Origin of the sequence: Variovorax sp. M-6 (genome assembly GCF_052114385.1) — a bacterium.
In the GTDB taxonomy this organism is placed as follows: domain Bacteria; phylum Pseudomonadota; class Gammaproteobacteria; order Burkholderiales; family Burkholderiaceae_C; genus Variovorax.
Genome location: NZ_JBFREQ010000038.1, coordinates 20,259 through 40,981 on the forward strand (window position 1 = coordinate 20,259; position 20,723 = coordinate 40,981).

Annotated in this window: 20 protein-coding genes; 9 read left to right on the forward strand and 11 right to left on the reverse strand. The window is 70.0% G+C overall.

What is annotated here, in order from left to right:
* Positions 1 to 5: 5 nt before the first annotated feature.
* Positions 6 to 908 carry an AraC family transcriptional regulator gene (locus AB4Z46_RS30020; protein WP_442287210.1) on the forward strand — a complete coding sequence of 301 codons (903 nt, stop codon included), beginning with the start codon at positions 6 to 8 and terminating at the stop codon, positions 906 to 908.
* Here the strand turns inward: AB4Z46_RS30020 and AB4Z46_RS30025 are convergent, their stop codons facing one another.
* Positions 909 to 1,421 (reverse strand): MarR family winged helix-turn-helix transcriptional regulator, encoded by a 513-nt coding sequence (locus AB4Z46_RS30025; RefSeq protein WP_442287211.1) that lies wholly within the window; start codon positions 1,419 to 1,421, stop codon positions 909 to 911.
* Between the two features lie 74 nt (positions 1,422 to 1,495).
* On the opposite strand from AB4Z46_RS30025, the gene AB4Z46_RS30030 reads away from it, so the two are divergent.
* Positions 1,496 to 2,377 carry an EamA family transporter gene (locus tag AB4Z46_RS30030; protein ID WP_442287212.1) on the forward strand — a complete coding sequence of 294 codons (882 nt, stop codon included), beginning with the start codon at positions 1,496 to 1,498 and terminating at the stop codon, positions 2,375 to 2,377.
* 75 nt (positions 2,378 to 2,452) lie between these two features.
* Positions 2,453 to 2,674 carry a hypothetical protein gene (locus AB4Z46_RS30035; protein ID WP_442287213.1) on the forward strand — a complete coding sequence of 74 codons (222 nt, stop codon included), beginning with the start codon at positions 2,453 to 2,455 and terminating at the stop codon, positions 2,672 to 2,674.
* Positions 2,675 to 2,844: 170 nt separating this feature from the next.
* Here AB4Z46_RS30035 and AB4Z46_RS30040 read toward each other — a convergent pair whose 3' ends face one another.
* The 3 genes from AB4Z46_RS30040 to AB4Z46_RS30050 are packed head-to-tail and all read right to left on the reverse strand — an operon-like array spanning position 2,845 to position 6,139.
* Complete coding sequence (locus AB4Z46_RS30040; RefSeq protein WP_442287214.1) at positions 2,845 to 4,161, reverse strand: sulfatase family protein; 1,317 nt, start codon at positions 4,159 to 4,161, stop codon at positions 2,845 to 2,847.
* A gap of 5 nt (positions 4,162 to 4,166) precedes the next feature.
* Positions 4,167 to 5,138, reverse strand: coding sequence for a Bug family tripartite tricarboxylate transporter substrate binding protein (locus AB4Z46_RS30045; protein WP_442287215.1), 972 nt, complete (start codon positions 5,136 to 5,138; stop codon positions 4,167 to 4,169).
* Between the two features lie 20 nt (positions 5,139 to 5,158).
* Positions 5,159 to 6,139, reverse strand: a complete 981-nt coding sequence (locus AB4Z46_RS30050; RefSeq protein ID WP_442287216.1) for a Bug family tripartite tricarboxylate transporter substrate binding protein — start codon at positions 6,137 to 6,139, stop codon at positions 5,159 to 5,161.
* A gap of 82 nt (positions 6,140 to 6,221) precedes the next feature.
* On the opposite strand from AB4Z46_RS30050, the gene AB4Z46_RS30055 reads away from it, so the two are divergent.
* Entirely contained in the window at positions 6,222 to 6,725 is a 504-nt protein-coding gene (locus tag AB4Z46_RS30055) for a MarR family winged helix-turn-helix transcriptional regulator (RefSeq protein WP_442287217.1), read from the forward strand.
* A gap of 19 nt (positions 6,726 to 6,744) precedes the next feature.
* Here AB4Z46_RS30055 and AB4Z46_RS30060 read toward each other — a convergent pair whose 3' ends face one another.
* Positions 6,745 to 7,740, reverse strand: coding sequence for a Bug family tripartite tricarboxylate transporter substrate binding protein (locus tag AB4Z46_RS30060; protein WP_442287218.1), 996 nt, complete (start codon positions 7,738 to 7,740; stop codon positions 6,745 to 6,747).
* 176 nt (positions 7,741 to 7,916) lie between these two features.
* Between AB4Z46_RS30060 and pcaQ the strand changes: the two genes are divergently transcribed.
* Complete coding sequence (pcaQ, locus tag AB4Z46_RS30065; RefSeq protein ID WP_442287219.1) at positions 7,917 to 8,918, forward strand: pca operon transcription factor PcaQ; 1,002 nt, start codon at positions 7,917 to 7,919, stop codon at positions 8,916 to 8,918.
* On the opposite strand, the gene AB4Z46_RS30070 is transcribed toward pcaQ, so the two are convergent.
* From AB4Z46_RS30070 to AB4Z46_RS30080, 3 genes are read right to left on the reverse strand one after another with little or no spacing between them, the layout of a single operon-like run.
* Positions 8,824 to 9,900, reverse strand: a complete 1,077-nt coding sequence (locus AB4Z46_RS30070) for a mechanosensitive ion channel family protein (RefSeq protein WP_442287220.1) — start codon at positions 9,898 to 9,900, stop codon at positions 8,824 to 8,826. The two genes, pcaQ and AB4Z46_RS30070, sit on opposite strands and share 95 nt — an antisense overlap.
* On the reverse strand, positions 9,900 to 12,131 hold the full coding sequence (locus AB4Z46_RS30075) for an FUSC family membrane protein (protein ID WP_442287221.1): 2,232 nt from the start codon (positions 12,129 to 12,131) through the stop codon (positions 9,900 to 9,902). Before AB4Z46_RS30075 ends, AB4Z46_RS30070 begins: the two co-directional genes overlap by 1 nt.
* Entirely contained in the window at positions 12,131 to 13,165 is a 1,035-nt protein-coding gene (locus AB4Z46_RS30080) for an inositol monophosphatase family protein (protein ID WP_442287222.1), read from the reverse strand. The genes AB4Z46_RS30075 and AB4Z46_RS30080 overlap by 1 nt, the downstream gene beginning before the upstream one ends.
* Positions 13,166 to 13,306: 141 nt before the next feature.
* Here AB4Z46_RS30080 and AB4Z46_RS30085 point away from each other — a divergent pair, with 141 nt between their 5' ends.
* Entirely contained in the window at positions 13,307 to 14,068 is a 762-nt protein-coding gene (locus tag AB4Z46_RS30085; protein WP_442287223.1) for an RNA methyltransferase, read from the forward strand.
* Between the two features lie 35 nt (positions 14,069 to 14,103).
* The gene (gene cysE, locus AB4Z46_RS30090) at positions 14,104 to 14,877 is read left to right on the forward strand and encodes a serine O-acetyltransferase (protein WP_442287224.1); all 774 of its coding nucleotides are present in this window, start codon (positions 14,104 to 14,106) and stop codon (positions 14,875 to 14,877) included.
* A gap of 137 nt (positions 14,878 to 15,014) precedes the next feature.
* Here cysE and AB4Z46_RS30095 read toward each other — a convergent pair whose 3' ends face one another.
* Positions 15,015 to 16,709: an electron transfer flavoprotein-ubiquinone oxidoreductase gene (locus AB4Z46_RS30095; protein WP_442287225.1), complete on the reverse strand. Its 1,695-nt coding sequence runs from the start codon at positions 16,707 to 16,709 to the stop codon at positions 15,015 to 15,017.
* Positions 16,710 to 16,828: 119 nt separating this feature from the next.
* On the opposite strand from AB4Z46_RS30095, the gene AB4Z46_RS30100 reads away from it, so the two are divergent.
* Both AB4Z46_RS30100 and AB4Z46_RS30105 read left to right on the forward strand, forming a co-directional pair.
* Complete coding sequence (locus AB4Z46_RS30100; protein WP_442287226.1) at positions 16,829 to 17,611, forward strand: SDR family oxidoreductase; 783 nt, start codon at positions 16,829 to 16,831, stop codon at positions 17,609 to 17,611.
* 77 nt (positions 17,612 to 17,688) lie between these two features.
* The gene (locus AB4Z46_RS30105; RefSeq protein ID WP_442287227.1) at positions 17,689 to 18,519 is read left to right on the forward strand and encodes a DMT family transporter; all 831 of its coding nucleotides are present in this window, start codon (positions 17,689 to 17,691) and stop codon (positions 18,517 to 18,519) included.
* Between the two features lie 105 nt (positions 18,520 to 18,624).
* On the opposite strand, the gene AB4Z46_RS30110 is transcribed toward AB4Z46_RS30105, so the two are convergent.
* Both AB4Z46_RS30110 and AB4Z46_RS30115 read right to left on the reverse strand, forming a co-directional pair.
* Positions 18,625 to 19,995: an ATP-binding protein gene (locus AB4Z46_RS30110; RefSeq protein WP_442287228.1), complete on the reverse strand. Its 1,371-nt coding sequence runs from the start codon at positions 19,993 to 19,995 to the stop codon at positions 18,625 to 18,627.
* Positions 19,992 to 20,666: a response regulator gene (locus tag AB4Z46_RS30115; RefSeq protein WP_442287229.1), complete on the reverse strand. Its 675-nt coding sequence runs from the start codon at positions 20,664 to 20,666 to the stop codon at positions 19,992 to 19,994. Before AB4Z46_RS30115 ends, AB4Z46_RS30110 begins: the two co-directional genes overlap by 4 nt.
* Between the last annotated feature and the right edge of the window lie 57 nt (positions 20,667 to 20,723).

The following is a 20,723-nucleotide window of genomic DNA, read 5'->3' on the forward strand; positions in this document are numbered from 1 at the left end:
AAGGCTTGAGCACACCGCGCCATACCTACGTTGCGCGCATCCACCGCGTGACCGACCACATCGACAGCCATCTGGCGGGGCCGCTCGATCTCGCCACGCTGGCCTCGGTGGCGCACTTTTCGGCCTGGCATTTCCACCGGGTGTTCCAGGCCATGACCGGCGAGACGCTGGCCGATCGCGTCCGGCGGCGCCGGCTGGAGGTGGCGGCGACCCGGCTGCTGCTCGTTCCGCCCGAGCCGGTGCTGACGATCGCGTTCGACGTCGGCTTCGGTTCGGCGGCGGTGTTCACGCGCGCGTTCAGCGCCCACTTCGGCGTCACGCCGACCGCGTGGCGGCGCGGCGGCTCCCGGGCCTGGGCCGAGCGCCGCCGCGCCGAGCTCGGCAAGATCCATCGAGCCGAACGCACGGCGGATCCGGTGGCGGGGGACGAGCGAATGAAGGTCGTGCTCGAAACCCTGGCGCCGGCCCATGTGGCCTTCCTGCGGCACGTCGGGCCCTATGGCAGTTCCGGCATCACGCGCACCTGGCAGCGCTTCGCCGCTCGGTGCGCCCAGCATGGGCTGATGCAGCCGCGCCGCGTGATGTATGGCATCGCCCACGACAACGCGGACCTCACGCCGCCGGCGCAGTGCCGGTACGACGCCTGCATCGAGGTCGACGCCGGTTTCCGGCCCGTGGGCGAGATCGGCGTCGAGGAGCTTCGCGGTGGCCGCTACGCCTGCACGGATTTCCACGGCACCTCGGCCGAGATCCATGCCGCCTGGGTGAGGCTGTGCGACTGGCTGCCCGACAGCGGCTACCAGGCCGACGACGCGCCGCCGGTCGAGGTCTATGGCTGTGACGTCACGCTCGACGAGCAGACCGGCGCCTTCCGCTGCACCTTGTGCATGCCGGTGCGGCCGCTGTAGTCAGTCGCCGGCCGGCTCCAGCACGGCGAGCAGCCGCGACAGGCGGGCGTCCAGCGCCGCCAGCTCCGAAGGTTTGAGGGCGGCAAGGATCCGGTGCTCGTTCTCGACATGCGCCTCCACTGCGCGGTCGATCAGCGCGAGCCCGTCCGGCGTCAACTGCACCAGCATGCTGCGTGCGTCCTCGGGGTGCGGCAGGCGCTGCACCAGGCCGCGCGCTTCCAGGCCCTTGAGCCGATGCGTCATGGTGCCCGAGCTGACCATCAGCGCCGAGAACAGCGCCGTCGGTGCCAACCGGAAGGGTGCGCCCGAGCGCCGCAGCGTGGCCAGCACGTCGAACTCCCAATGGGTCAGCTGGAAGGCCGCGAAGGCCTCGTCCAGCCTGCGCTGCAGCAGGGCGGAGCAGCGGTTGATGCGCCCGATCGGTCCCATCGGGGCGACATCGAGGTCGGGCCGCTCCCGGTGCCATTGACCGAGGATGACGTCCACCGCGTCCGGCTGTCGTTCCGTTCCCATCTGCAAATCCTCATTTGTCTTGAGTTCAAGATTATCTGCTACGCTACTTATCTTGATTTGAAGATAATTTGATGATGGCCGAACACACATCCACCCGCTGGACCGAGGTGCTCCTGACCGCCCTCGCGCCCGCCATCTGGGGCTCCACCTACATCGTCGCCACCGAACTGCTGCCGCCGGACCGGCCGTTCACGGCGGCGTTGCTGCGCTGCCTGCCGGCGGGCCTGCTGCTGACGCTGTTCGTCCGGCGTCTGCCGGCGCGGCGCGACTGGGGCCGGCTGGCGCTGCTCTCGGCACTGAACATCGGTTTCTTCCAGGCGCTGCTGTTCGTCGCCGCGTACCGGCTGCCCGGTGGGTTGGCGGCGGTGGTGGGCGCGATCCAGCCGCTGTTGGTGATGGGGCTGGCCTGGGCCCTGGACCAACGCCGGCCTGCGCGCCTGGCCGTGGGCGCCGCTCTGCTGGGAATCGTCGGCATGGCCGCGCTGCTGTTGTCGCCGGGCGCCGCCTGGGACCCGGTCGGTATCGCGGCGGCCCTGGCCGGGGCGGCCTGCATGGCTGCCGGCACCTTCCTGGCGCGGCGCTGGCGGCCCGATGTGCCGGTGCTGGCCTTCACCGGGTGGCAGTTGCTGGCGGGCGGCTTGATCCTGCTGCCGATGGCCTGGGCGATCGATCCGCCGCTGCCGGCGTTGAGCGCCTTGCAATTGCTGGGCTATCTCTACCTGTCGCTGGTTGGCGCCTTGCTCGCCTATGCGCTGTGGTTCCGCGGCATCGCGCGCCTGCCGTCGGTGGCCGTGTCGTCCCTCGGTCTCCTGAGCCCTTTGACGGCCGTGATCCTGGGCTGGGCCTTGCTGGGCCAGTCGATGACGGGCCTGTCGCTGGTCGGGTTGTTGATGGTGCTCGGCAGCATCCTGGCCGTGCAATGGGCCGCCAGTCCGGAGGCCGGCGGCAAAACGTGACGAAATACCGGTCCGGGCGTGGGTGTATCGGGCAGAGGGTCTTGAAAACTAGGGTAAACCCCTAAAATAGCAGGCATGACCGCATCGACCTCCTATTTCCCCCGCAACCCCAAGTTCACCGACACGTTCGAGCGTGAGCTGGCCAACGACGATGCGCGCCACATCGGCCGCGACGAGCCGTCGGTCTTCGCGCCGGCCCTGAAGCGCCTCGGCGCAGGCTTCCGCGCGCTGGTGCGTACCGTGCACTTCCTGCGCGCCTCCGCGCAGCGCCCAGCCCTGCGCATCCAGGCCAGCTAAGCCAAGCGGCCCCACAAAAGAGCCCCTCGCGAGGGGCTTTTTCTGTTTCAGGGCCGGCGCAGCCAGGCCCGTTCGTGAAACACCGCGGATCTGGCTTTGCCAGTCCGCCGGTGTTGCCCCCGGTAGGGGGTGGGCGCCCGACACGAAGTGCGGGCAACCTGGGGGCGAGCCTACCTACTCGGCATGTCCTTGACGGAGTAACCGAGGCTGACGGTTGCGTCCTCCGGAATCGCCGGCATCGTCGCATTCCAGGCCAGCCAGGACTCGCGCATCGCGGCCAGCCGTGCGGGCTCCTTGTGGGCCTGGTTGGCCCGTTCGCGCTCGTCGGCCGGGATGTTGAACAGGTACTCGTTGCCGTCGACCTGCAGGTACTTCCAATCGCCGTCGCGCAGCGCGCGCTGGCCGCGATGGTTCATGCGCCAGTGCAGCGGGCGCGCGAAGGTTCTGGTGGCGTCGCGCAGCACCGGCAGCAGGGACACCCCGTCGAGCGGGAACGCCGGATCGGCCGCCGCGCCCGCCGCCTCCAGCATCGTGGCCGACCAGTCCATCGTCATGCACTGCTGTCCGCTCACGCCGCCGGCAACGATCACCTTCGGCCAGTGCGCGATCCACGGCACCCGGATGCCGCCCTCGGTCAGATCCATCTTGCCGCCGACCAGCGGCCAGTTGTCGGAGAAGCGCTCGCCGCCGTTGTCGCTGGTGAAGACCACCAGCGTGTTGTCGGCCATGCCGTGCTTCTCGAGCGCCGCCATGATCCAGCCGATGCCTTCGTCCATGTGGTGGATCATGCGGCGATAGGTATGGATGTTCCCGCCCGAAAGGTCGAACAGGTTGTCCTTCACCGCCGGCGCTTTCGCGGCATCCTCGCGCGTTTCCCAGGGCCAGTGCGGCGCCGTGTAGTGCAGGCTCAGGAAGAAGGGCGCTTCCTGCTGCGCCATGCGCTCGACGTAGTCGACCGCGCGGCGCGACAGAAGGTCGGTGAGGTAGCCCTCCTGCGGGCAGTCCTCCTCGCCGGACCACAGGTCGTGCCGGCCGCTGGAGTCGCAGTGCGTGAAGTAGTCGACGCCGCCCGACATCGGGCCGAAGAACTCCTCGTAGCCCGAGCGCAGCGGGCCGAAAGTCGGCGGATAACCCAGGTGCCACTTGCCGATCAGGGCCGTGCGGTAGCCGGCGCCGCGCAGCAGCGAGGGCAGGGTGGGCTGGTCGGTGGGCAGGCCCAGCGTGGCGCTGCCGCGGCTCTTGCTGTTGATCGGCTCCTCGGCCGCGCCGCGCAGCCGGTACTGGTAGCGCGCGGTGATCATCGCGAAACGCGTCGGCGAGCAGACGGGCGAATTGGCATAGCCCTGCGTGAAGCGCATGCCCTTCGCCGCGAGGCCGTCGAGCACCGGCGACACCGGTCCGAACGATGCGTCGCGGCCGCCGTAGCAGCCGAGGTCGGCGTGGCCGAGGTCGTCGGCCACGATGAAGATGATGTTGGGTCGTTGCATTTTTCTCAGGGTTGGTAGCCGGATTTCTGGACCACCGGCGCCCATTGCGCCCGGTAGGCCTTGAGCATGGCCTCGGTCTGGGCCTGGGTGCTGACCACGGGTGTCATCAGCGTGTCCTTGAAGCGGCGCTGGGTGTCCGGGTCCTGCATGACTTCGCGGATCGCCTGCGACAGGCGCTCGACCTTGTCCTTCGGCATGGTCGCGGGGGCGAAGAAGGTGTTCCATCCGGTGGCGACCAGGTCGAGGCCGGCTTCCTTGAAGGTCGGGATCTCGGGCGCGAAGGGCGAGCGCTTGGCGCCCGACACGGCCAGGATGCGGATCTTGCCGGCCTGGTGCTGCGGCAGGTCGACGTCGAAGGTGTCGAAGGCGATCGGCACCTGGCCGCCGATCAGGTCGGTGAGCAGCGGGCCCGAGCCGCGGTAGCCGACCACCTCGGCCCGCACCTTGGCCTTCTCGCCCATCATGAGACCGAAGAAATGCGGCAGGCTGCCGGTCGCCGGAACGCCGAAGTTGGCCTTCTCGGGGTTGGCGCGCATCCACGCCAGCAGGTGCGGCAGTTCGCGCACCGGCACCGCGGTCGACACGGCCAGCGCGAACTCGTAGTCGTTCACGTGGGACACCGGCACGAAGTCGCGCTCGGCGTCGTAGCCGTTGTCCTTGAAGACCAGCGGCGCGACCACCATCACGGCCGGATTGGCGAGCATCAGCACGTTCTGCCCCGCCGGCGTCGCCTTGACCTGCTGCGCTGCCAGCCGTCCGCCCGCGCCGGGCTTGTTGTCGACGATCACCGGTACGCCCAGCCTGGCCTGCAGCTTGTCGCCGACGATGCGCGCCACGCGGTCGGTGGCGCCGCCGGCGGCATAGCCGACCACGATGTGCAGCGGGCCGCCTTCGAGGGCCTGGGCATGGGCGCACAGTGTCGCGGCGGCGAGGGCGAGGGCGGCGGCGAGGCGGGGAATGAGTCGACGAGAAAACATGGGTGCTCCGATGTGCGAGGTCAGTCGTTGGCCTGGAAGTTCACGGCCGCCATGATGGCGCCCCAGCGGGCGGTGTCCTCGCGCATTGTCTTCAACAGGGCTTCGGGGCCATCGCCCACCGGGTACATGCCGTTCTGCAGCAACTGCTGGCGCACCTCGCGCGAATTCACGGCGCGGGTGAATTCGGCGCGCAGCTTGTCGACGATCGGCTGCGGTGTCTTCAGGGGCGCGTAGTAGGCGAACCAGGCGGTCGCGACCACGTCCTTCAGGCCCGCTTCGGTGAAGGTCGGCCGGTCGGGCATCAGCGGCGAGCGCTTGTCGCCGCTGGTCGCGAGCACCTTCACGCGGCCGGTGGGCAGCATCTGGAGTGCGCCGCCGATCGTGTCGAAGTACACCGGGACGGTGCCGCCCATCACGTCCTGGCGGGCCGGCGTCGAGCCGCGATACGGCACGTGGACCATCCTGAGCCCGGCCGAGCGGTTGAGCATCTCGCCGAGGAAGTGCGACGGCGTCCCGGCGCCGTACGAGGCGAAGCTCACCTTGTCGCCCTGCGCCTTGGCCCAGGCCAGGAACTCGGGCAGCGTGTTCGCGGGCACGTCCTTGCCGACCACCAGCGCGAGCTCGAAGCGGGCCGCGTTGACGATCGGCACGAAGTCCTTGATCGGGTCGTACGAGAGATTGCGGTAGGCGCTCGGGAACATGGTCATCATGCTGGCCGTGCCCAGCAGCAGCGTGCGGCCGTCTGGGGCCGCGGTCTTCACGGCCTCGACCGCGATGCGTCCCGCGGCGCCCGAGCGGTTGTCGATGATCAGCGGGCCGAGCGAATCGCGCACCTCGTGCGCGATGGCGCGGGTCAGCACGTCCTGGGTGCCGCCGGCCGGCACGCCGATCAGGACCTTGATGGGTTGGCCCGGCGTGAAGGCCTGGGCGCGGGCCAGCGGCGTCAATGCGAGGCCGCCCAGGGCGGCGAGGACGCGGCGGCGGTCGATTCTGGGGTGCATGGGGTCCTGGTTTCCTTTGGATTGACTTTAGAGTCGCGGCATCCGATTGATCAAATCAACCATTCCAAGGACAAACCACTAGATGAGCTCGCCGCCACGCCGCCCGCTGGACGACCTGCTGCTGTACCGGCTGTCGCGCCTGATCGCGGTCGGCGGGAGCATGGTCATCCGGCTTTGCGAGGGACGCTTCGGCATCACGCGGCGCGAGTGGCGCCTGATCGCCACGCTCGCCAGCCGCGGCGAGCTGAGCTCCTCGCAACTGGCCGAGCACGCCCAGCTCGATCGGGCCCGCACCTCGAAGGCGGTAGGTTCGCTGGTCGCCAAGGGCCTGTTGTCGCGCGCGCACCCGGCGGGCGACCGCCGCCAGGTGCTGCTGGGCCTCACGGCGCGCGGGCACGGGCTGTACGACGAGCTGTTCCCGCTGGTGACGCAGATCAATGCCGAGCTGATGGAGGCGCTGGACGCCGACGCCGCCTGCGGGCTGGACGATGCGCTTCGCCGCCTGCAGGCCCGCGCCGAGCGCATGGCCGGCGAAGCCGTGCTGCCCAAGGCGGACCGCGGCCGGCGTGGCGCGGCGCAGGCTTGAATCGTTCGCCAGCACAGCATCAATCCACTTTCATGCCGGTTGTCTTGACGATCCGGCCATAGCGCAACTGGGCAGCATTCAGGCGTTCCGACGCCGCGCTGCCGACCTCGCCGAGCGCGACCATGTCCAGCGTCGCCAGGCGCGATTTCACCTCGGGCTGGGCGAGTGCGGACTGCAAGGCTTCGCGCAGCGTCTGGACCACGGCGTCGGGCGTGGCCGCGGGCACCATCGCCAGGTAGAGCACTTCGAACTCGAGGTCCTTGAGCCCCAGTTCGCCGACCGTGGGCACCTGCGGCAGCAGCGGCGAGCGCTGGCGCCCGGTGACGGCCAGGGCCCGCACCTTGCCTGCCTGCAGATGCGGCAACAGGCCCGGCGTGGCGAGGATGCCGGCCTGGACTTCGTTCGACAGCAGCGCCATCACGGCCGGTGCGTTGCCCTTGTAGGGCACGTGCGTGATCTTCGCGCCGGTCGCGTTGGAGAAGATCTCGGCGGCGATGTGGCCCGGGCTGCCGTTGCCCGCGGAGCCGAAGGTGGCGGGTTCGGCCTTGCTCTGCGTCACGAACTCCGGCAGCGTCCTGGCGCCGACCGAACTGCCGACGCCGAAGGCGAGGCCCGAGGAACTGAAGATCATCAACGGCTTCAGGTCCTTCGTCGCGAAGGGCATCGAGGCGTAGAGGTGCGGATTGATCGTGAAGGTGGTGTCGATCGTCAGCAGCACCGTGTAGCCGTCGGCCGGGCTCTTCGCGACCAGGTCGGCCCCGATGTTGCCGCCGGCGCCGGGCCGGTTGTCGACGATGAAGGGCTGCTTGAGGTCCGCCTGCAGCGGTTTGGCGAGCGCGCGGCCGAGGATGTCGAGCGGGCCGCCCGGAGGGAAGTTGGTGATCAGCTTCACCGGCTTGGTGGGGTAGGCCGCATCGGCATGCGCGATCGTGGCGCCGGGGCCCAGGGCCAGCAGGACGCAGGCGGCCGCGTGGCCGAGACGGCGCAGTGCGCCCGGGAAAGGGTGGCGAGTCATGGGGTCGGGTCTCCGTGATCGGGGCCTGCGGCGTCGGGATGGGGCCGCTTCGGCGATGTCCGTGGCGCCCACTCTAGGAGCTGCGCCGCAGCGGCACAACTGAAAGCTGTTCCGTCAGCTATTCCGGCTAGTTATATTTGGAGCATTCAAGTCAGGAGGGCGTGACCGTGTCAGCCATGAACTTTGCTCGCCTCAAGCTGCGCCACCTGCAGTGCCTCGTGATGGTCGCGCAGGAGCGCAACCTGGTGCGCGCGGCCAAGGCGCTCGCGCTGACCCAGCCGGCGGTCTCCAAGACCGTCGCCGAACTCGAGGACATCGTCGGCCGCCAGTTGCTGCTGCGGCGTCGCCGCGGCGTCGAGCTGACGCCGGCGGCCGAGGTGCTGGTGCGTCATGCGGTCGCCGCCCTGCGCGGACTGCGCGAGGGCTTCGGCCTCGCGCTCGATCAACCCGAGCGGGACCAGGTCAGCGTGGCGGTCGGCGCCTTGCCGAACATGGCCGCCAACCTGCTGCCCGCCGCCATCGCGGCCCTGCACGCCGCCGCCCCCGCCTTGCGCGTACGGGTGGCCAGCGGCACCAATGCGCAATTGATGACCCAGCTGCGCCAGGGCGAGATCGACCTCGTGCTGGGCCGCATCGCCCAGGCGTCGGCGATGGCGGATCTGGCGTTCGAGCAGCTCTACAGCGAGCCGCTGCTGCTGGCCGTGCGGCCCGGCCATCCGCTCGCCGCGCAGCCGCGGCTGGCGCTCGAGGCGCTGGCGCCATTTCCGATGGTGGTTCCGGTGTCGGGCACGCTGATCCGCCACACGGTGGACGCCTTCCTGCTGTCGCAGGGCATGGCGCCGCCGCGCTGCCAGGTCGAGACGACCGATACCAGCTTCGCCCTCGGCCTGCTGCAGCGCACCGATGCCGTCTGGTTCGCGCCGCAGGGGGCCGTGGAAGGCCATCTGGCGCGCGGCGAACTCGCGCGGCTGGCGATCGACACCGCAAGCACCGAGGGGGCGGTCGGCCTCACCATGCGCCGCACCGGCGAGGTCGGCGAAGGCGCGCGCCTGCTGATCGAGGCGATCCGCGGGGTGCTTCGGCTCAGGGCTGCTCCGGCCGCGCCGCAGCGGGCGGTCGCGCCGCGTCGCCCTCGATCCGCATCCGCGGCAGGAACTGCGGGTACTCGCGCTGCATGAAGTCGATCAGTCCCTCGCGCACCGTGCAGCGCAGGTCGAACGCCAGCGCCGACGACGCCGCGGTGCACAGCACGCGGATCTGCATCGTGCGTTCGGTGGCGTCGGTCACGCGCAGGTTGAAGAAGCGGCCGTCCCATTCTGGCGCGGCCTTCACGATGCGCTCGACCTCGGCCCGCAGCGGCGCCAGCGGCATGCCGTAGTCGGCGAAGACGAAGACCGAGCCGAGCAGCTGGGAGTCGTGGCGGGTCCAGTTCTGGAACGGCTTCTCGATGAAGTAGGTGAGCGGCAGGATGAGCCGCCGGTCGTCCCAGATCCGCAGCACCACGAAGGTGCCGGTGATCTCTTCGACCCGCCCCCATTCGCCCTCGACCACCAGCACGTCGTCGAGCCGGATCGGCTGCGCCAGCGCGATCTGCAGGCCGGCGATCAGGTTGCTGAACACCGGCTTGGCTGCCAGGCCGGCGACGATGCCGATCACGCCGGCCGAGGCCAGCAGGCTGGCGCCGACCTGGCGCGCCCCCGGGAAGGTCATGAGCATCAGCGCGGCGCCCGCCACCAGCAGCACCGAGTTGGCGGTGCGCGCCAGCACCCGCGCCTGGGTCAGCACGCGGCGGGCCTCCAGGTTGTCCCGGATGTCCGAGGGATGCTGCTTGACCATGCCTTCGGCGAAGCCGCTGACCGCGTCGACCGCGAGCCAGGTCGCCGCCGCGATCAGCAGCAGACCGTTGAGATGGCGGACGTTGCCGATGAAGCGCAGGTCGTCGGGCGCGGCCTGCCAGACCAGTTGCAGCGCGATCAGGGGCAGCACGACCTGGGCCGGCCGCTTGATCGCGAGCAGCATTGCGTGCAGCGCCGGCACCGAGCGGGTGACGCGTTCGAGCACCAGCCCGGCCACCCGGTGGGCCAGCAGCGCCAGCGGCACGGCGAGCAGCGCGGCCAGCAGGGGGCCGAACCACGGATAGGCGATCAGTTTCAGGAGCATCAGGCGGTCCGGGGACTGTCCTCCGAGAGGGGTTGCAGGATGCGTGCCGCATCGTCGCGCAGTTGCGCCGCGATGCCCGTGGCGAGGTCGAGCCGGCGCAGCAGCCACGGCGTGACGTCGTTGTCGAAGGGGTCGGGCAGCGGAACCCGGCCGGCCAGGGTGGTCGCGGGGGCGCTGTCCGGCATCGCGGGGCCCCCGGTCGGTGCCGTGCCGATCATGGCGTCGATGCGCTGGGCCGTGCGCGCGAGCGGGCCTTCGATCTCGGCGGGCGTGAGCCGGTCGCGCCGCAGCACGAGCATCGACTTGACCGCGCTCAACTGGGCCAGCAGCTGGTAGCTGTGGGCCTGCAGGTGCTCCAGCGGTTCGAGCGGCGGCTGCACCGCGCGCGGTTCCGACAGCGAGCGCTGCGTCGCCTGCACCAGGGCCGAGAGGCTGTCGTAGGCCTCGCGGCGCGCCAGCCGCCATTCGAGTTCGGGGCTGACGCCCACCGAGCGCAGCTGGCCCAGCCCCAGTGCCAGCCGCGCATGGCGCGCCTGGGCGCCCAGCACGCGCGCCACCAGGGCCGGGATCTGGCCGCGCTCCCAGGACGGCAGCACGTAGCAGAAGGCCCAGGCCAGCGCGGCGCCGATCAGGGTGTCGGCCACGCGTTCGAACAGCGCGAAGGTGGTGCTCATGCCGGTGTTGAGCATGTGGGCCTGGACCAGTCCGAGCACGGTGGCCGCCACCGCGGTGATCAGGTAGCGCCGCACCGCGAAGCCGTGGGCGATCGCCTGCGCCAGCGTCATCCCGGCGAGAAGCGCCAGCGGCGACGGATGCGCCGACAGCAGGGCCACCGCGAAGACGCAGCCCAGCAGCGTGCCGGCGACGCGGCTGTTGCGCCGCTCCAGGGTCTGCGACAGGCTGCCCCGGAGCACCACCACGATGGTCAGCAGGATCCAGTAGTCGTGCGAGCCCCAGGGCAGCGCGAGCGCGACGCCGTAGCCGGCCGCGATCGCCAGCGCGGCCCGGATGGCGTGGCGCAGCGGCGGTGCGTCCCAGCGCCAGAGCGCGAGAAAGGGCCGCAACGACCATTCGGTGGGGCTCACGAACATCTGCCAGCTGGCCCGTACCACCGCGAGGTCGGGCTCGCGGTCGCCGCGGGCCAGCGCCGACAGCCGCAGAATCTCGTCGTTGATGTGGCCGATGCGGCTGGCCAGCCCGCGCGCCAGCATGGCCGGTGTCGGGCCGACGTAGCTGCGCGCCGGCAGGGCTTCCTGTTCGAGGTGGATGGCCGTGAGTTCGCGGCGGCGGTCGACCACCGTCGGGGGCTGGCGTCCCAGCAGCAACGCATCGGCCAGCGCCGTGGTGTCGCCGGCCAGCGCCTCGAGGATGCGCCGCATTTCCACCAGCGCCGCCGCGTGGCCCGGGTGCGTCTTGAGCGCATCCAGGTCGAGCTCGCTGGCCAGCAGCAGGTCGCGCAGTTCGAGCACCGTCATCAGCATGCCGGCGAGCCGCTGCCGGTGGGGCGTGCGCGGCGATTCGAGCACGATGTCGCGGGCCGCCTGCAACTGGTCGGCCAGCGCGGCCTGCTGCCCCAGCAGCTGGCCGAGCAGGGAGGCCGGCACTTCGCGGATGTCGCCGGAATCGTCGCGCGGCGTGAACTGGCGGGCCTCGGTGCGCATCAGCGCCGCCAGCGAGAGCAGCAGGTCGGCCATCACTTGCACCCGGTAGCGGGCGTTGAGCGCCAGGTTGGCGAGCACCGCGTAGATCACGTAGAGCCCGGCCCCGAGACCGAAATACAGCGTTCGCTGCACGGCCTCGGCCATGTCGACGGGCTTCGGCGTCGACATCGAGAAGATCATCGAGAACATCACCGCGATCGCGATCGGGATGCCGCGCTTGCCCCAGGCCATCGCGAGGAAGGCCAGGAAGGTGGCCGGCACCAGCACCAGGCCGAGCCGCAGCGGCGCCGCGTGCAGCATCTGCACGAGGAAGAACAGCGGCAGCCCGATCAGCGGTGCCGGCAGCATCTGCAGGAACTTGCCGCGGCGCGGCGCGGGCAGGTCGGGCGGGGCGGTCACGATGACGCCGACCGAGGCGGCGGTGGCCGCGAGGGTGCCCAGCACCAGGTGCACGCCGCCCGAGATCAGCAGCAGCCCGAGCGCCACCGACAGGCCGTTGGCGATGTAGTGGCCCAGTGCCACGCGCATCGCGGCGCGGCTGCGGACGGCGGCCGCGCTCGGCGAGTGCATCACTTCGCGGCGGCGTCGCCTTCGGCGGGCGTGGCGGGCGGCTCGCGGCGGATGCGCGTGAGCTTGCGCGGCGCCGCGGGCACGGTGGCCGCGGCGGCGGCTTCGACGCCGGAAGCCGGCTCGGGCGTGGCCTCGATGGTGCTGCGGGCGTAGGTGTCGCCCGCGTGGGCCGAGGGATCGACCGCGCGCACGCGGTCGCTGGCGCGAAGCTTGTCGTCCAGGCCCGCGAACTTGGAATACTTGGCCAGCAGCGGCACCAGCTGGCCATAGATGCGCGGCGCGCCCGCCAGGCACTCGCGCTGGTCGAGGAACTCCGGCTCGCCGGTGAAGTTGCCGATCAGGCCACCGGCCTCGGTGACGATCAGCGAGCCGGCTGCCACGTCCCAGATGTTGAGGCCGGTCTCGAAGAAGGCGTCGGTGAAGCCGGCCGCCACATAGGCCAGGTCGAGCGCCGCCGCGCCGGGGCGGCGCAGGCCGGCCGCGCGCGGCATCAGGTCGGCCATGATGGCCAGGTACTGCTTGAAGTTGTCGCCGGTGCGGAACGGGAAGCCGGTCGAGATCAGGCACTCGGACAGCCGGGTGCGCTTGCTCACGCGCAGGCGGCGGTCGTTCATGAAGGCGCCGCGGCCCTTGGTGGCCGTGAAGAGGTCGTTGCGGCTCGGGTCGTAGATGACCGCCTGCTCGATCTTGCCGCGCACCGACAGCGCGATCGAGACGCAGTAGACCGGGAAGCCGTGGATGAAGTTGGTGGTGCCGTCCAGCGGATCGATGATCCAGACGAAGTCCGAGTCCTTGGCCCCGTGCTGGGAGCCCGATTCCTCGGCCAGGATGCCGTGCCCCGGGTAGGCGGTGAGCAGCGTCTCGATGATCGCGTGCTCGCTCGCATGATCGACTTCGGTCACGAAGTCGTTGACCTGCTTCTGCGAGATGCGCACCGCTTCGACGTCGAGCGCGGCGCGATTGATGATGGCGCCGGCGGCGCGGGCGGCCTTGACGGCCACGTTGAGCATGGGGTGCAGGTTGGGGGACGACATGAATTGTGTGAAGAACGAAAAAGGGGCGATCGGTGGATGCGGTGGCCCCCTGGAAAGCGGCCCGGCGATGCGGGCGGCGAGAATCGGGGGATTTTACCGGCTCCGCGAAGCCGGCGTCCCGAACCCCTGGCCGAGCCCTCCATGCGTACCCGTTTCATCCTGATCCAGACCAGCCATGCCGGCAATGTCGGCGCCGCCGCCCGCGCCATGAAGACCATGGGCTTCGACGACCTCGTGCTGGTGGCGCCGCGCTGGGCCAACGTGCTGCGGCGCGAGGAAACCATCCAGCGCGCCAGCGGGGCGCTCGACGTGCTGAACAACGCGCGCATCGTCGAGACCCTGGACGAGGCCCTCGACGGCGTCACCCATCTGTGCGCGACCGCGATGATCCCGCGCGACTTCGGCCCGCCGACCCGCACGCCGCGCGAGCACCTGGAGCCGCTGGCCAAAGGCGAAGAGCAGCACGTCGCCTTCCTGTTCGGCTCCGAGCGCTTCGGCATGCGCAACGAGGACGTCTACCGCTGCAATGTCGCGCTCAGCATCCCGACCGATCCGGCCTTCGGTTCGTTGAACCTGGGCGCGGCGATCCAGGTGGTCGCCTACGAATGGCGGCTGGCCCTGGGCGGCTACGCCGTGCGCGACGCCACGCCGCCGCCCCGCGCGGCCGACGCGCAGTCGGTGGCGGGCATGCTCGAGCACTGGGAGCGCTCGCTGGTCAAGATCGGCTTTCTCGACCCCGAGGCGCCCAAGAAGCTGATGCCGCGGCTGCAGCAGCTCTTCAACCGGGCGCAGCCGACGCCGGAGGAGATCCACATCCTGCGCGGCATCGCCAAGGCGATGGCCGATGCGGCGAAGGACGATCCGAAAACCCCATCTCCCGTGCGCGATGGGTCGGGGATTTAGACTGCCGACCCCCTATCCATATAACAAGAACCCGCATGTTCTCGCGCCTGCGTTCCGACATCCAGTGCATCCTCGACCGCGACCCGGCGGCCCGCACGCGCTGGGAGGTGTTGACCCTCTATCCCGGCCTCCACGCCGTGGTGCTGCACCGCCTCGCGCACTGGTGCTGGGGACATGGGCTCAAATGGGTCGGCCGTTTCATCTCGCAATGCTCGCGCTGGTTCACCGGCATCGAGATCCATCCCGGGGCGATCGTCGGCGACCGGGTGTTCTTCGATCACGCGATGGGCGTGGTGGTCGGCGAGACCGCCGAGATCGGCGACGGCTGCACCATCTACCAGGGCGTGACGCTGGGCGGTACCTCGCTCTACAAGGGGGCCAAGCGGCACCCGACGCTGGGCCGCGACGTGGTGGTGAGCGCCGGCGCGAAGGTGCTGGGCGGCTTCCTGGTCGGCGACGGCGCCAAGATCGGCAGCAATGCGGTGGTGATCAAGCCGGTGCCCGCCGGTGCGACGGCCGTCGGCATCCCGGCCCGGATCATCCCGTCCAAGACCGGCGAGAGCGCCGACCTGGCCAGTCCGGCGGCCAAGTTCTCGGCCTACGGCATCACGCTCGAGGACGATCCGTTGAGCCAGGCCATGAAAGGGCTGATCGACAGTGCGTCGAGCCAGGACCACCAGATCGCGTTGCTCTGGAAGGCGATCGAGGCGCTGTCGGCGCAGCCCGGCAAGAAGGATTGCGTGCCGGGCGATGCGGCCCGCGACGAGTGCTTCGAGGCCGAGCGGCTGACCCAACTGATCGGCAAATAAAGGGCCCCCACGCTCCCCCACTGCGTGTGGGTCGCTGCCCCCCGAGGGGGCCGCAGGCCGCCTTGGGGCGGCCCGGCGCCGGCCTGGGGGCCCCACCGCTCGCCGAGGGGGCCCGGGCAGGGGCGAGGGCGCCTCTTCTACATCCCGACGTAGTTCGGTCCGCCGCCGCCCTCGGGCGTGACCCAGACGATGTTCTGCGTCGGGTCCTTGATGTCGCAGGTCTTGCAGTGCACGCAGTTCTGCGCGTTGATCTGCAGGCGTTCCTTGCCCTCGCTGTCCGGCACGAACTCGTAGACGCCCGCCGGGCAGTAGCGGCTCTCGGGGCCGGCGTACTCGGGCAGGTTGATCTCGGTCGGCACGGCGGCGTTCTTCAGCGTCAGGTGCGCCGGCTGGTTCTCTTCGTGGTTGGTGTTGCTGATGAACACCGAAGACAGCCGGTCGAAGGTGAGCTTGCCGTCGGGCTTGGGGTAGGCGATCTTCTTGCTCGACGCCGCGGGCTTGAGGCGCTCGTGGTCGGCCTGGTGGCGGTGCACGGTCCACGGGATGTGACCGCGCAGCACGAGCTGCTCGATGCCGGTCATCACCGTGCCGACGGCCAGGCCCTTCTTGAACCACTGCTTGAAGTTGCGCGCCTTGTTCAGTTCGGTGTGCAGCCAGCTCTTCTCGAAGGCGGCCGGATAGGCGGAGAGCTCGTCCTGCTGGCGGCCCGCCATCACGGCCTCGTAGGCGGCTTCGGCGGCCAGCATGCCGGTCTTGATCGCGGCGTGGCTGCCCTTGATGCGGCTGGCGTTGAGATAGCCGGCTTCGCAGCCCACCAGCGCGCCGCCCGGGAACACGGTCTTGGGCAGCGACAGGAGGCCGCCCGCGGTGATCGCGCGCGCGCCGTAGCTCAGTCGCTTGGGCGCCTTCAGGCCCTTGTCCTGACCTTCGAAGTACCAGCGGATGTTGGGGTGGGTCTTGAAGCGCTGGAACTCCTCGAACGGGCTCATGTACGGGTTCTGGTAGTCCAGGCCCACCACGTAGCCGATGATCAGCTGGTTGTTCTCGGCGTGGTACAGGAACGAGCCGCCATAGGTGTCCGAGGGCAGGGGCCAGCCGGCCGTGTGGACCGCCAGGCCCGGCTCGTGGCGCGCCGGGTCGATCTCCCACAGCTCCTTGATGCCGATGCCGTAGCTCTGCGGGTCCTTGCCGGCGTCGAGCTTGTACTTCGCGATCAGCTGGCGGCCCAGGTGGCCGCGTGCGCCTTCGGCGAAGATGGTGTACTTGGCGTGCAACTCCATGCCGAGCTGGAAGTTCTCGGTCGGCTCGCCGTCCTTGCCGATGCCGAGGTTGCCGGTGGCGACGCCGCGCACCTTGCCGTCCTCGGTGTAGAGCACCTCGGCGGCCGGGAAGCCCGCGAAGATCTCGACGCCGAGCGCCTCGGCCTGTTGCGCCAGCCAGCGCACCACGTTGCCCAGGCTCACGATGTAGTTGCCTTCGTTGTGGAAGTTCTTCGGCAATAGGAAGTTCGGCGTCCGGGTGGCGCCGGTCTCGGTCATCATCAGGAAGGTGTCGCGGGTGACCGGCTGGTTCAGCGGCGCACCGAGTTCCTCCCAGTCGGGCAGCAGTTCGTACAGCGCGCGCGGATCCATGATCGCGCCCGAAAGAATGTGTGCGCCGGGCTCCGAACCCTTCTCGAGCACGACCACAGAGATGTCCTTGCCGTGCGAAGCGGCCAGCTGCTTCAGGCGGATGGCGGTCGCGAGGCCGCCCGGGCCGGCGCCGACCACGACCACGTCGTATTCCATGGCTTCGCGGGGGCCGAACTGGGCGAGTATTTCGTCATGCGTCATGTGGGTCTCGTCGATAATGTTTTGAAGGTGCGAGGCACCGCGGCGGGCCGGGCCATTTTATGCGTCGCCCGCATGCGTTCCGGGCCGTCGCCTCGGAGACTCCAACAGGACCTCTTTCCATGGCTTACAGCATCGATCTTTCGGGGCGCGTGGCCTTCGTCACGGGGGCGTCGAGCGGCCTCGGCGCGCAGTTCGCCAGGACGCTGGCTCGCGCCGGCGCCGCGGTGGTGCTGGCCAGCCGAAACACTGACCGGCTCAAGGAACTGCGCGCGCGCATCGAAGGCGAGGGCGGCGATGCCCACGTGGTCGAGCTCGACGTCACCGACCTGGGCAGCATCAAGGCCGCCGTGGCGCGCGCCGAGACCGAGGTCGGGGCCATCGATGTGCTGGTCAACAACTCCGGTGTCAGCAGCACCCGGCGGCTGCAGGACGTCTCGGGCGACGACTACGACTTCATCTTCGATACCAACGTCAAGGGCTCGTTCTTCGTCGCGCAGGAGGTCGGCAAGCGCATGCTGGCGCGCGCCAGGGGCGCGGCGCCGGGCACCTACGTGGGCGGGCGCATCATCAACATCGCGTCGGTGGCGGCGCTCAAGGTGCTGCCGCAGATCGGCGTCTACTGCATGAGCAAGGCCGCGGTGGTGCAGATGACCAAGGCGATGGCCCTCGAATGGGGCCGCTTCGGCATCAACGTCAACGCCCTGTGCCCCGGCTATATCGCCACCGAGCTCAACGAGGAGCACTGGGTGACCGATGGCGGCCAGAAGCTGGTCGGAATGCTGCCGCGCAAGCGTGTCGGCAAGCCCGAGGACCTCGACGRCCTGATCGTGCTGCTCGCCAGCGGGCAGAGCCATTTCGTCAACGGTGCCGTGATCGCGGCCGACGACGGATTCGCGCTCTGACGCCGCAATCGGTCGTCGGCATCGCGGCCGGCCTGGGCGCGGGTGCGCTTTGGGGCCTGGTGTTCGTGGCGCCGCGCATGGTGGGACATTTCGGCATGGTCGACGTCGCGGCCGCGCGCTTCGTCGTCTTCGGCGCGGTCGCGGCGCTGGCCGTCGCGACGCGGCCGCCCGGGCGGCGCTGGCCGAGTGCGCGCCAGGCCGCCTCGGCGCTCGGCCTCAGCGTGCTGGGGTTCACGGGCTACTACCTGCTGCTGGCCTTTGCGATCGAAGCCGCGGGCACCGCGGTGCCGAGCCTGGTCATCGGCACCATCCCGGTCTGGATGATGCTCCTGGGCCGGCCCGCGGGCTTGCGCATGCGGGCCCTGCTGCCGGGCCTGGCGTTGACCGCCGCGGGGATCGCGCTGATGGTTGCGGACGCCTGGCCCGAGGCCGGCGCCGAGGGCGCGTCCGATGCCCGCTTCGGCTGGGGCCTGTCGCTGGCGCTGCTGGCGATGGCCAGCTGGACTGCCTTCGGTCTTCTCAATGCCGCGTGGCTGAAGCGCCACCCCGAGGTCCATGCCGCCGACTGGGCGAACTGGCTGGGCATCGCAACCGGGGTTGGCGCCGCCGCACTGTGGCTGCTCGCGGGTTCCGATGCCCAGACCCTGCGCGCCCAGCCGAACGGTGGGCTGTTCCTGCTGCTGGCGCTGGCCGGCGGCATCGGCTCCTCCTGGCTGGCCACGGTGCTGTGGAATCTCGCCAGCCAGCGACTTTCCCCCAGTCTCTGCGGCCAGCTGATCGTGAGCGAGACGCTGTTCGCCTTGCTCTATTCTTTTCTGTGGGACGGCCGCTGGCCGGTGGCGAGCGAATGGGCCGCCGCGCTGCTGTTCGTCCTCGGCATCCTGGCCTCCATCAGGGCACACCGGTGAGGATCGAGCTCCCCGAAGAGAAAAAGCTCGTGTCCGGGATGTCGGCCCCGATCCGCTCGGGCGACATGGACGCGGGCGCCGCAGGCGCTTCGGGGGTGTTTGATTTCAAGCCGGGCGCAGCACGATGCGCGCCTCGAAGCCGGTCGCGGCACCCGGGGGCGGCGAGGCCAGGTCGAGCCGGGCGCCGAGCTTCTCGACGATGGTGCCGACGATCGACATCCCGAGGCCGTAGCCGGCGCGGTCGGCGCCATGGCGCACATGGCGGTTCTGCAGCGTGCTCAATTGATCCGGGCTGACGCCGGGACCGAAGTCGCGCACCGCCAGGGTGCAGGGCGCCATCACCTCGACCACGACGCGGCCGCGGCCGTAGCGCAGCGCGTTCTCCACCAGGTTGCGCAGCGCGATCGCCAGGGCATCGACATCGCCGAGCGCGATCGGCGCCGCGCTGTCCGGCACCTTGAGCGTCAGGCGCGCATTCACGCGCGGGTCCTGCCAGAACTCCTGCGCGACCGTGCCGGCCAGTTGCACCAGGTCGATCGGGGCGCGCGTGAGCGAGGCGCCGGATTCGGCCCGGGACAACTGCAGCAGCTTCTCGGCGCGGTGGCCGAGCGTCTGGAGCGCCTCGAGCGCGGCCAGCACATCGGCGCGCCTGAGATCGTGTTCGAGCGCGGTCTGCAGTCGCAGCCGTGCGGCGGCCAGCGGCGTGCGCAGTTCGTGCGCCGCATTGGCTGCCAGCGCCCGTTCGACGTCCAGCGACTGCGACAAGCGCTCCAGCAACTGGTTGACGTGGTCTCCCACCGACTGCAGCTCCTTGGGCAGACCTGGCAGCCGGATCGGCCGCAGGTCGGCGCCGCTGCGTTGCTCGATTTCCCCGGCCAGCTGTTGCAGTACCCGCAACTCGGTGCGCGCCACGTTGCGCAGCACCAGCGCCAGCACGGGCAGCACCGCGCCGAGCGGGATGATGAGGCCGAACAGGGTGCGGTTGAGCGCGGTGCGGCGCTCGTCCAGCGGATCGGCGACCTGCAGGAACAGTTCGAGCGTGGGATGCCGCAAGGTGTAGATGCGCCATGTGTCGGAATTGGCGAAGCCGGGCGCCAGCGGCACGTCGAAGACGTTCATCGGCGCCTCGGCGGAGCGCAGCAGCACGCGCTCATGCAGGTTGACCACCTGGTAGATGACGGCGTCGGTCGGGAACAACTGCGGCGGGGCGGTCAGCGGGCTTCGCGCATCGGGGTGTTCATGCTGCAGCTTGTCGAGTTCCTGCACCGCCATGTCGAACATGCGGTGCGAGACCTCGATCAGTTCGCTGTCGAAGTTGTGGTTGATCTCGCGGTCCACATACCAGACGACGCCGAGCACGCACAGGAGCCAGACGCCGCCGACCCAGACGATCAGGGTGCGCGTGAGCCGGCCCGCGAGCGAGTCGTTCCTGCCCAGTTGTTCGAGCCCGGCCTGCTGCAACAGGTTGAGATTCATTCTTCTTCTTCCGGCGTGAACGAGAGCCGGTAGCCCAGGCCGCGCAGGGTCTGGATGTGGTTGCGCCCGAGCTTGCGCCGCAGCCGGCTGATGAAGACCTCCAGCGTGTTGCTGTCGGCCTCGTCGCCGAAGCCGTAGAGCGCGTCGGCCAGGTTCTCGCGGGTGTGGATGCGGTCGGGGCGGGTCGCCATCACGCGCAGCAGCGCCCATTCCTTCTGGGTCAGCGTGACCGGGAAGCCGTCCTTGCGCACCAGGTCGCGCGCCAGGTCGATCTCCAGCGTTCCGAGTTGCAGCACCGGGGCGCTGCTGGTGCTGCGCCGGCGCTCGACCGCGCGCAGCCGGGCCAGCAGTTCGGCCGGGTCGTAGGGCTTGATCAGGTAGTCGTCGGCGCCTGCGTCGAGGCCGCGGATGCGGTCCGTCACCTGGTCGCGGGCGGTGAGCACGATCACGATCGGGCGGTCGCGCAGGGCGCGCACGATGGGCAGCAGCAAGAGGCCGTCGCCGTCGCCGAGGTGCAGGTCGAGCAGCACGGCGGCGTACTGAACCGCGGCCAGCGCGGCACGCGCTTCGGCCAGGCCGGGCGCCACGTCGACCACGAAGGCCTTCGCCTCGAGATAGCTGCACACCGCGCTCGCCAAGGCGGCATCGTCTTCGACCAGCAAAATGCGCACGGGCTCCGTCCTTTTGAAAAGAAGGAGTCTAGTGCCAGCTTCAGGCTGGGTTCATCC

Bases quoted from the DNA above. Each gene is read 5' to 3' on its own strand.
- AB4Z46_RS30025 (WP_442287211.1), bottom strand. From the start codon at position 1,421: ATGGGAACGGAACGACAGCCGGACGCGGTGGACGTCATCCTCGGTCAA.
- AB4Z46_RS30030 (WP_442287212.1), top strand. From the start codon at position 1,496: ATGGCCGAACACACATCCACCCGCTGGACCGAGGTGCTCCTGACCGCC.
- AB4Z46_RS30035 (WP_442287213.1), top strand. From the start codon at position 2,453: ATGACCGCATCGACCTCCTATTTCCCCCGCAACCCCAAGTTCACCGAC.
- AB4Z46_RS30040 (WP_442287214.1), bottom strand. From the start codon at position 4,161: ATGCAACGACCCAACATCATCTTCATCGTGGCCGACGACCTCGGCCAC.
- AB4Z46_RS30045 (WP_442287215.1), bottom strand. From the start codon at position 5,138: ATGTTTTCTCGTCGACTCATTCCCCGCCTCGCCGCCGCCCTCGCCCTC.
- AB4Z46_RS30050 (WP_442287216.1), bottom strand. From the start codon at position 6,139: ATGCACCCCAGAATCGACCGCCGCCGCGTCCTCGCCGCCCTGGGCGGC.
- AB4Z46_RS30055 (WP_442287217.1), top strand. From the start codon at position 6,222: ATGAGCTCGCCGCCACGCCGCCCGCTGGACGACCTGCTGCTGTACCGG.
- AB4Z46_RS30060 (WP_442287218.1), bottom strand. From the start codon at position 7,740: ATGACTCGCCACCCTTTCCCGGGCGCACTGCGCCGTCTCGGCCACGCG.
- pcaQ (WP_442287219.1), top strand. From the start codon at position 7,917: ATGAACTTTGCTCGCCTCAAGCTGCGCCACCTGCAGTGCCTCGTGATG.
- AB4Z46_RS30070 (WP_442287220.1), bottom strand. From the start codon at position 9,900: ATGCTCCTGAAACTGATCGCCTATCCGTGGTTCGGCCCCCTGCTGGCC.
- AB4Z46_RS30075 (WP_442287221.1), bottom strand. From the start codon at position 12,131: ATGCACTCGCCGAGCGCGGCCGCCGTCCGCAGCCGCGCCGCGATGCGC.
- AB4Z46_RS30080 (WP_442287222.1), bottom strand. From the start codon at position 13,165: ATGTCGTCCCCCAACCTGCACCCCATGCTCAACGTGGCCGTCAAGGCC.
- AB4Z46_RS30085 (WP_442287223.1), top strand. From the start codon at position 13,307: ATGCGTACCCGTTTCATCCTGATCCAGACCAGCCATGCCGGCAATGTC.
- cysE (WP_442287224.1), top strand. From the start codon at position 14,104: ATGTTCTCGCGCCTGCGTTCCGACATCCAGTGCATCCTCGACCGCGAC.
- AB4Z46_RS30095 (WP_442287225.1), bottom strand. From the start codon at position 16,709: ATGACGCATGACGAAATACTCGCCCAGTTCGGCCCCCGCGAAGCCATG.
- AB4Z46_RS30105 (WP_442287227.1), top strand. From the start codon at position 17,689: ATGGTGGGACATTTCGGCATGGTCGACGTCGCGGCCGCGCGCTTCGTC.
- AB4Z46_RS30110 (WP_442287228.1), bottom strand. From the start codon at position 19,995: ATGAATCTCAACCTGTTGCAGCAGGCCGGGCTCGAACAACTGGGCAGG.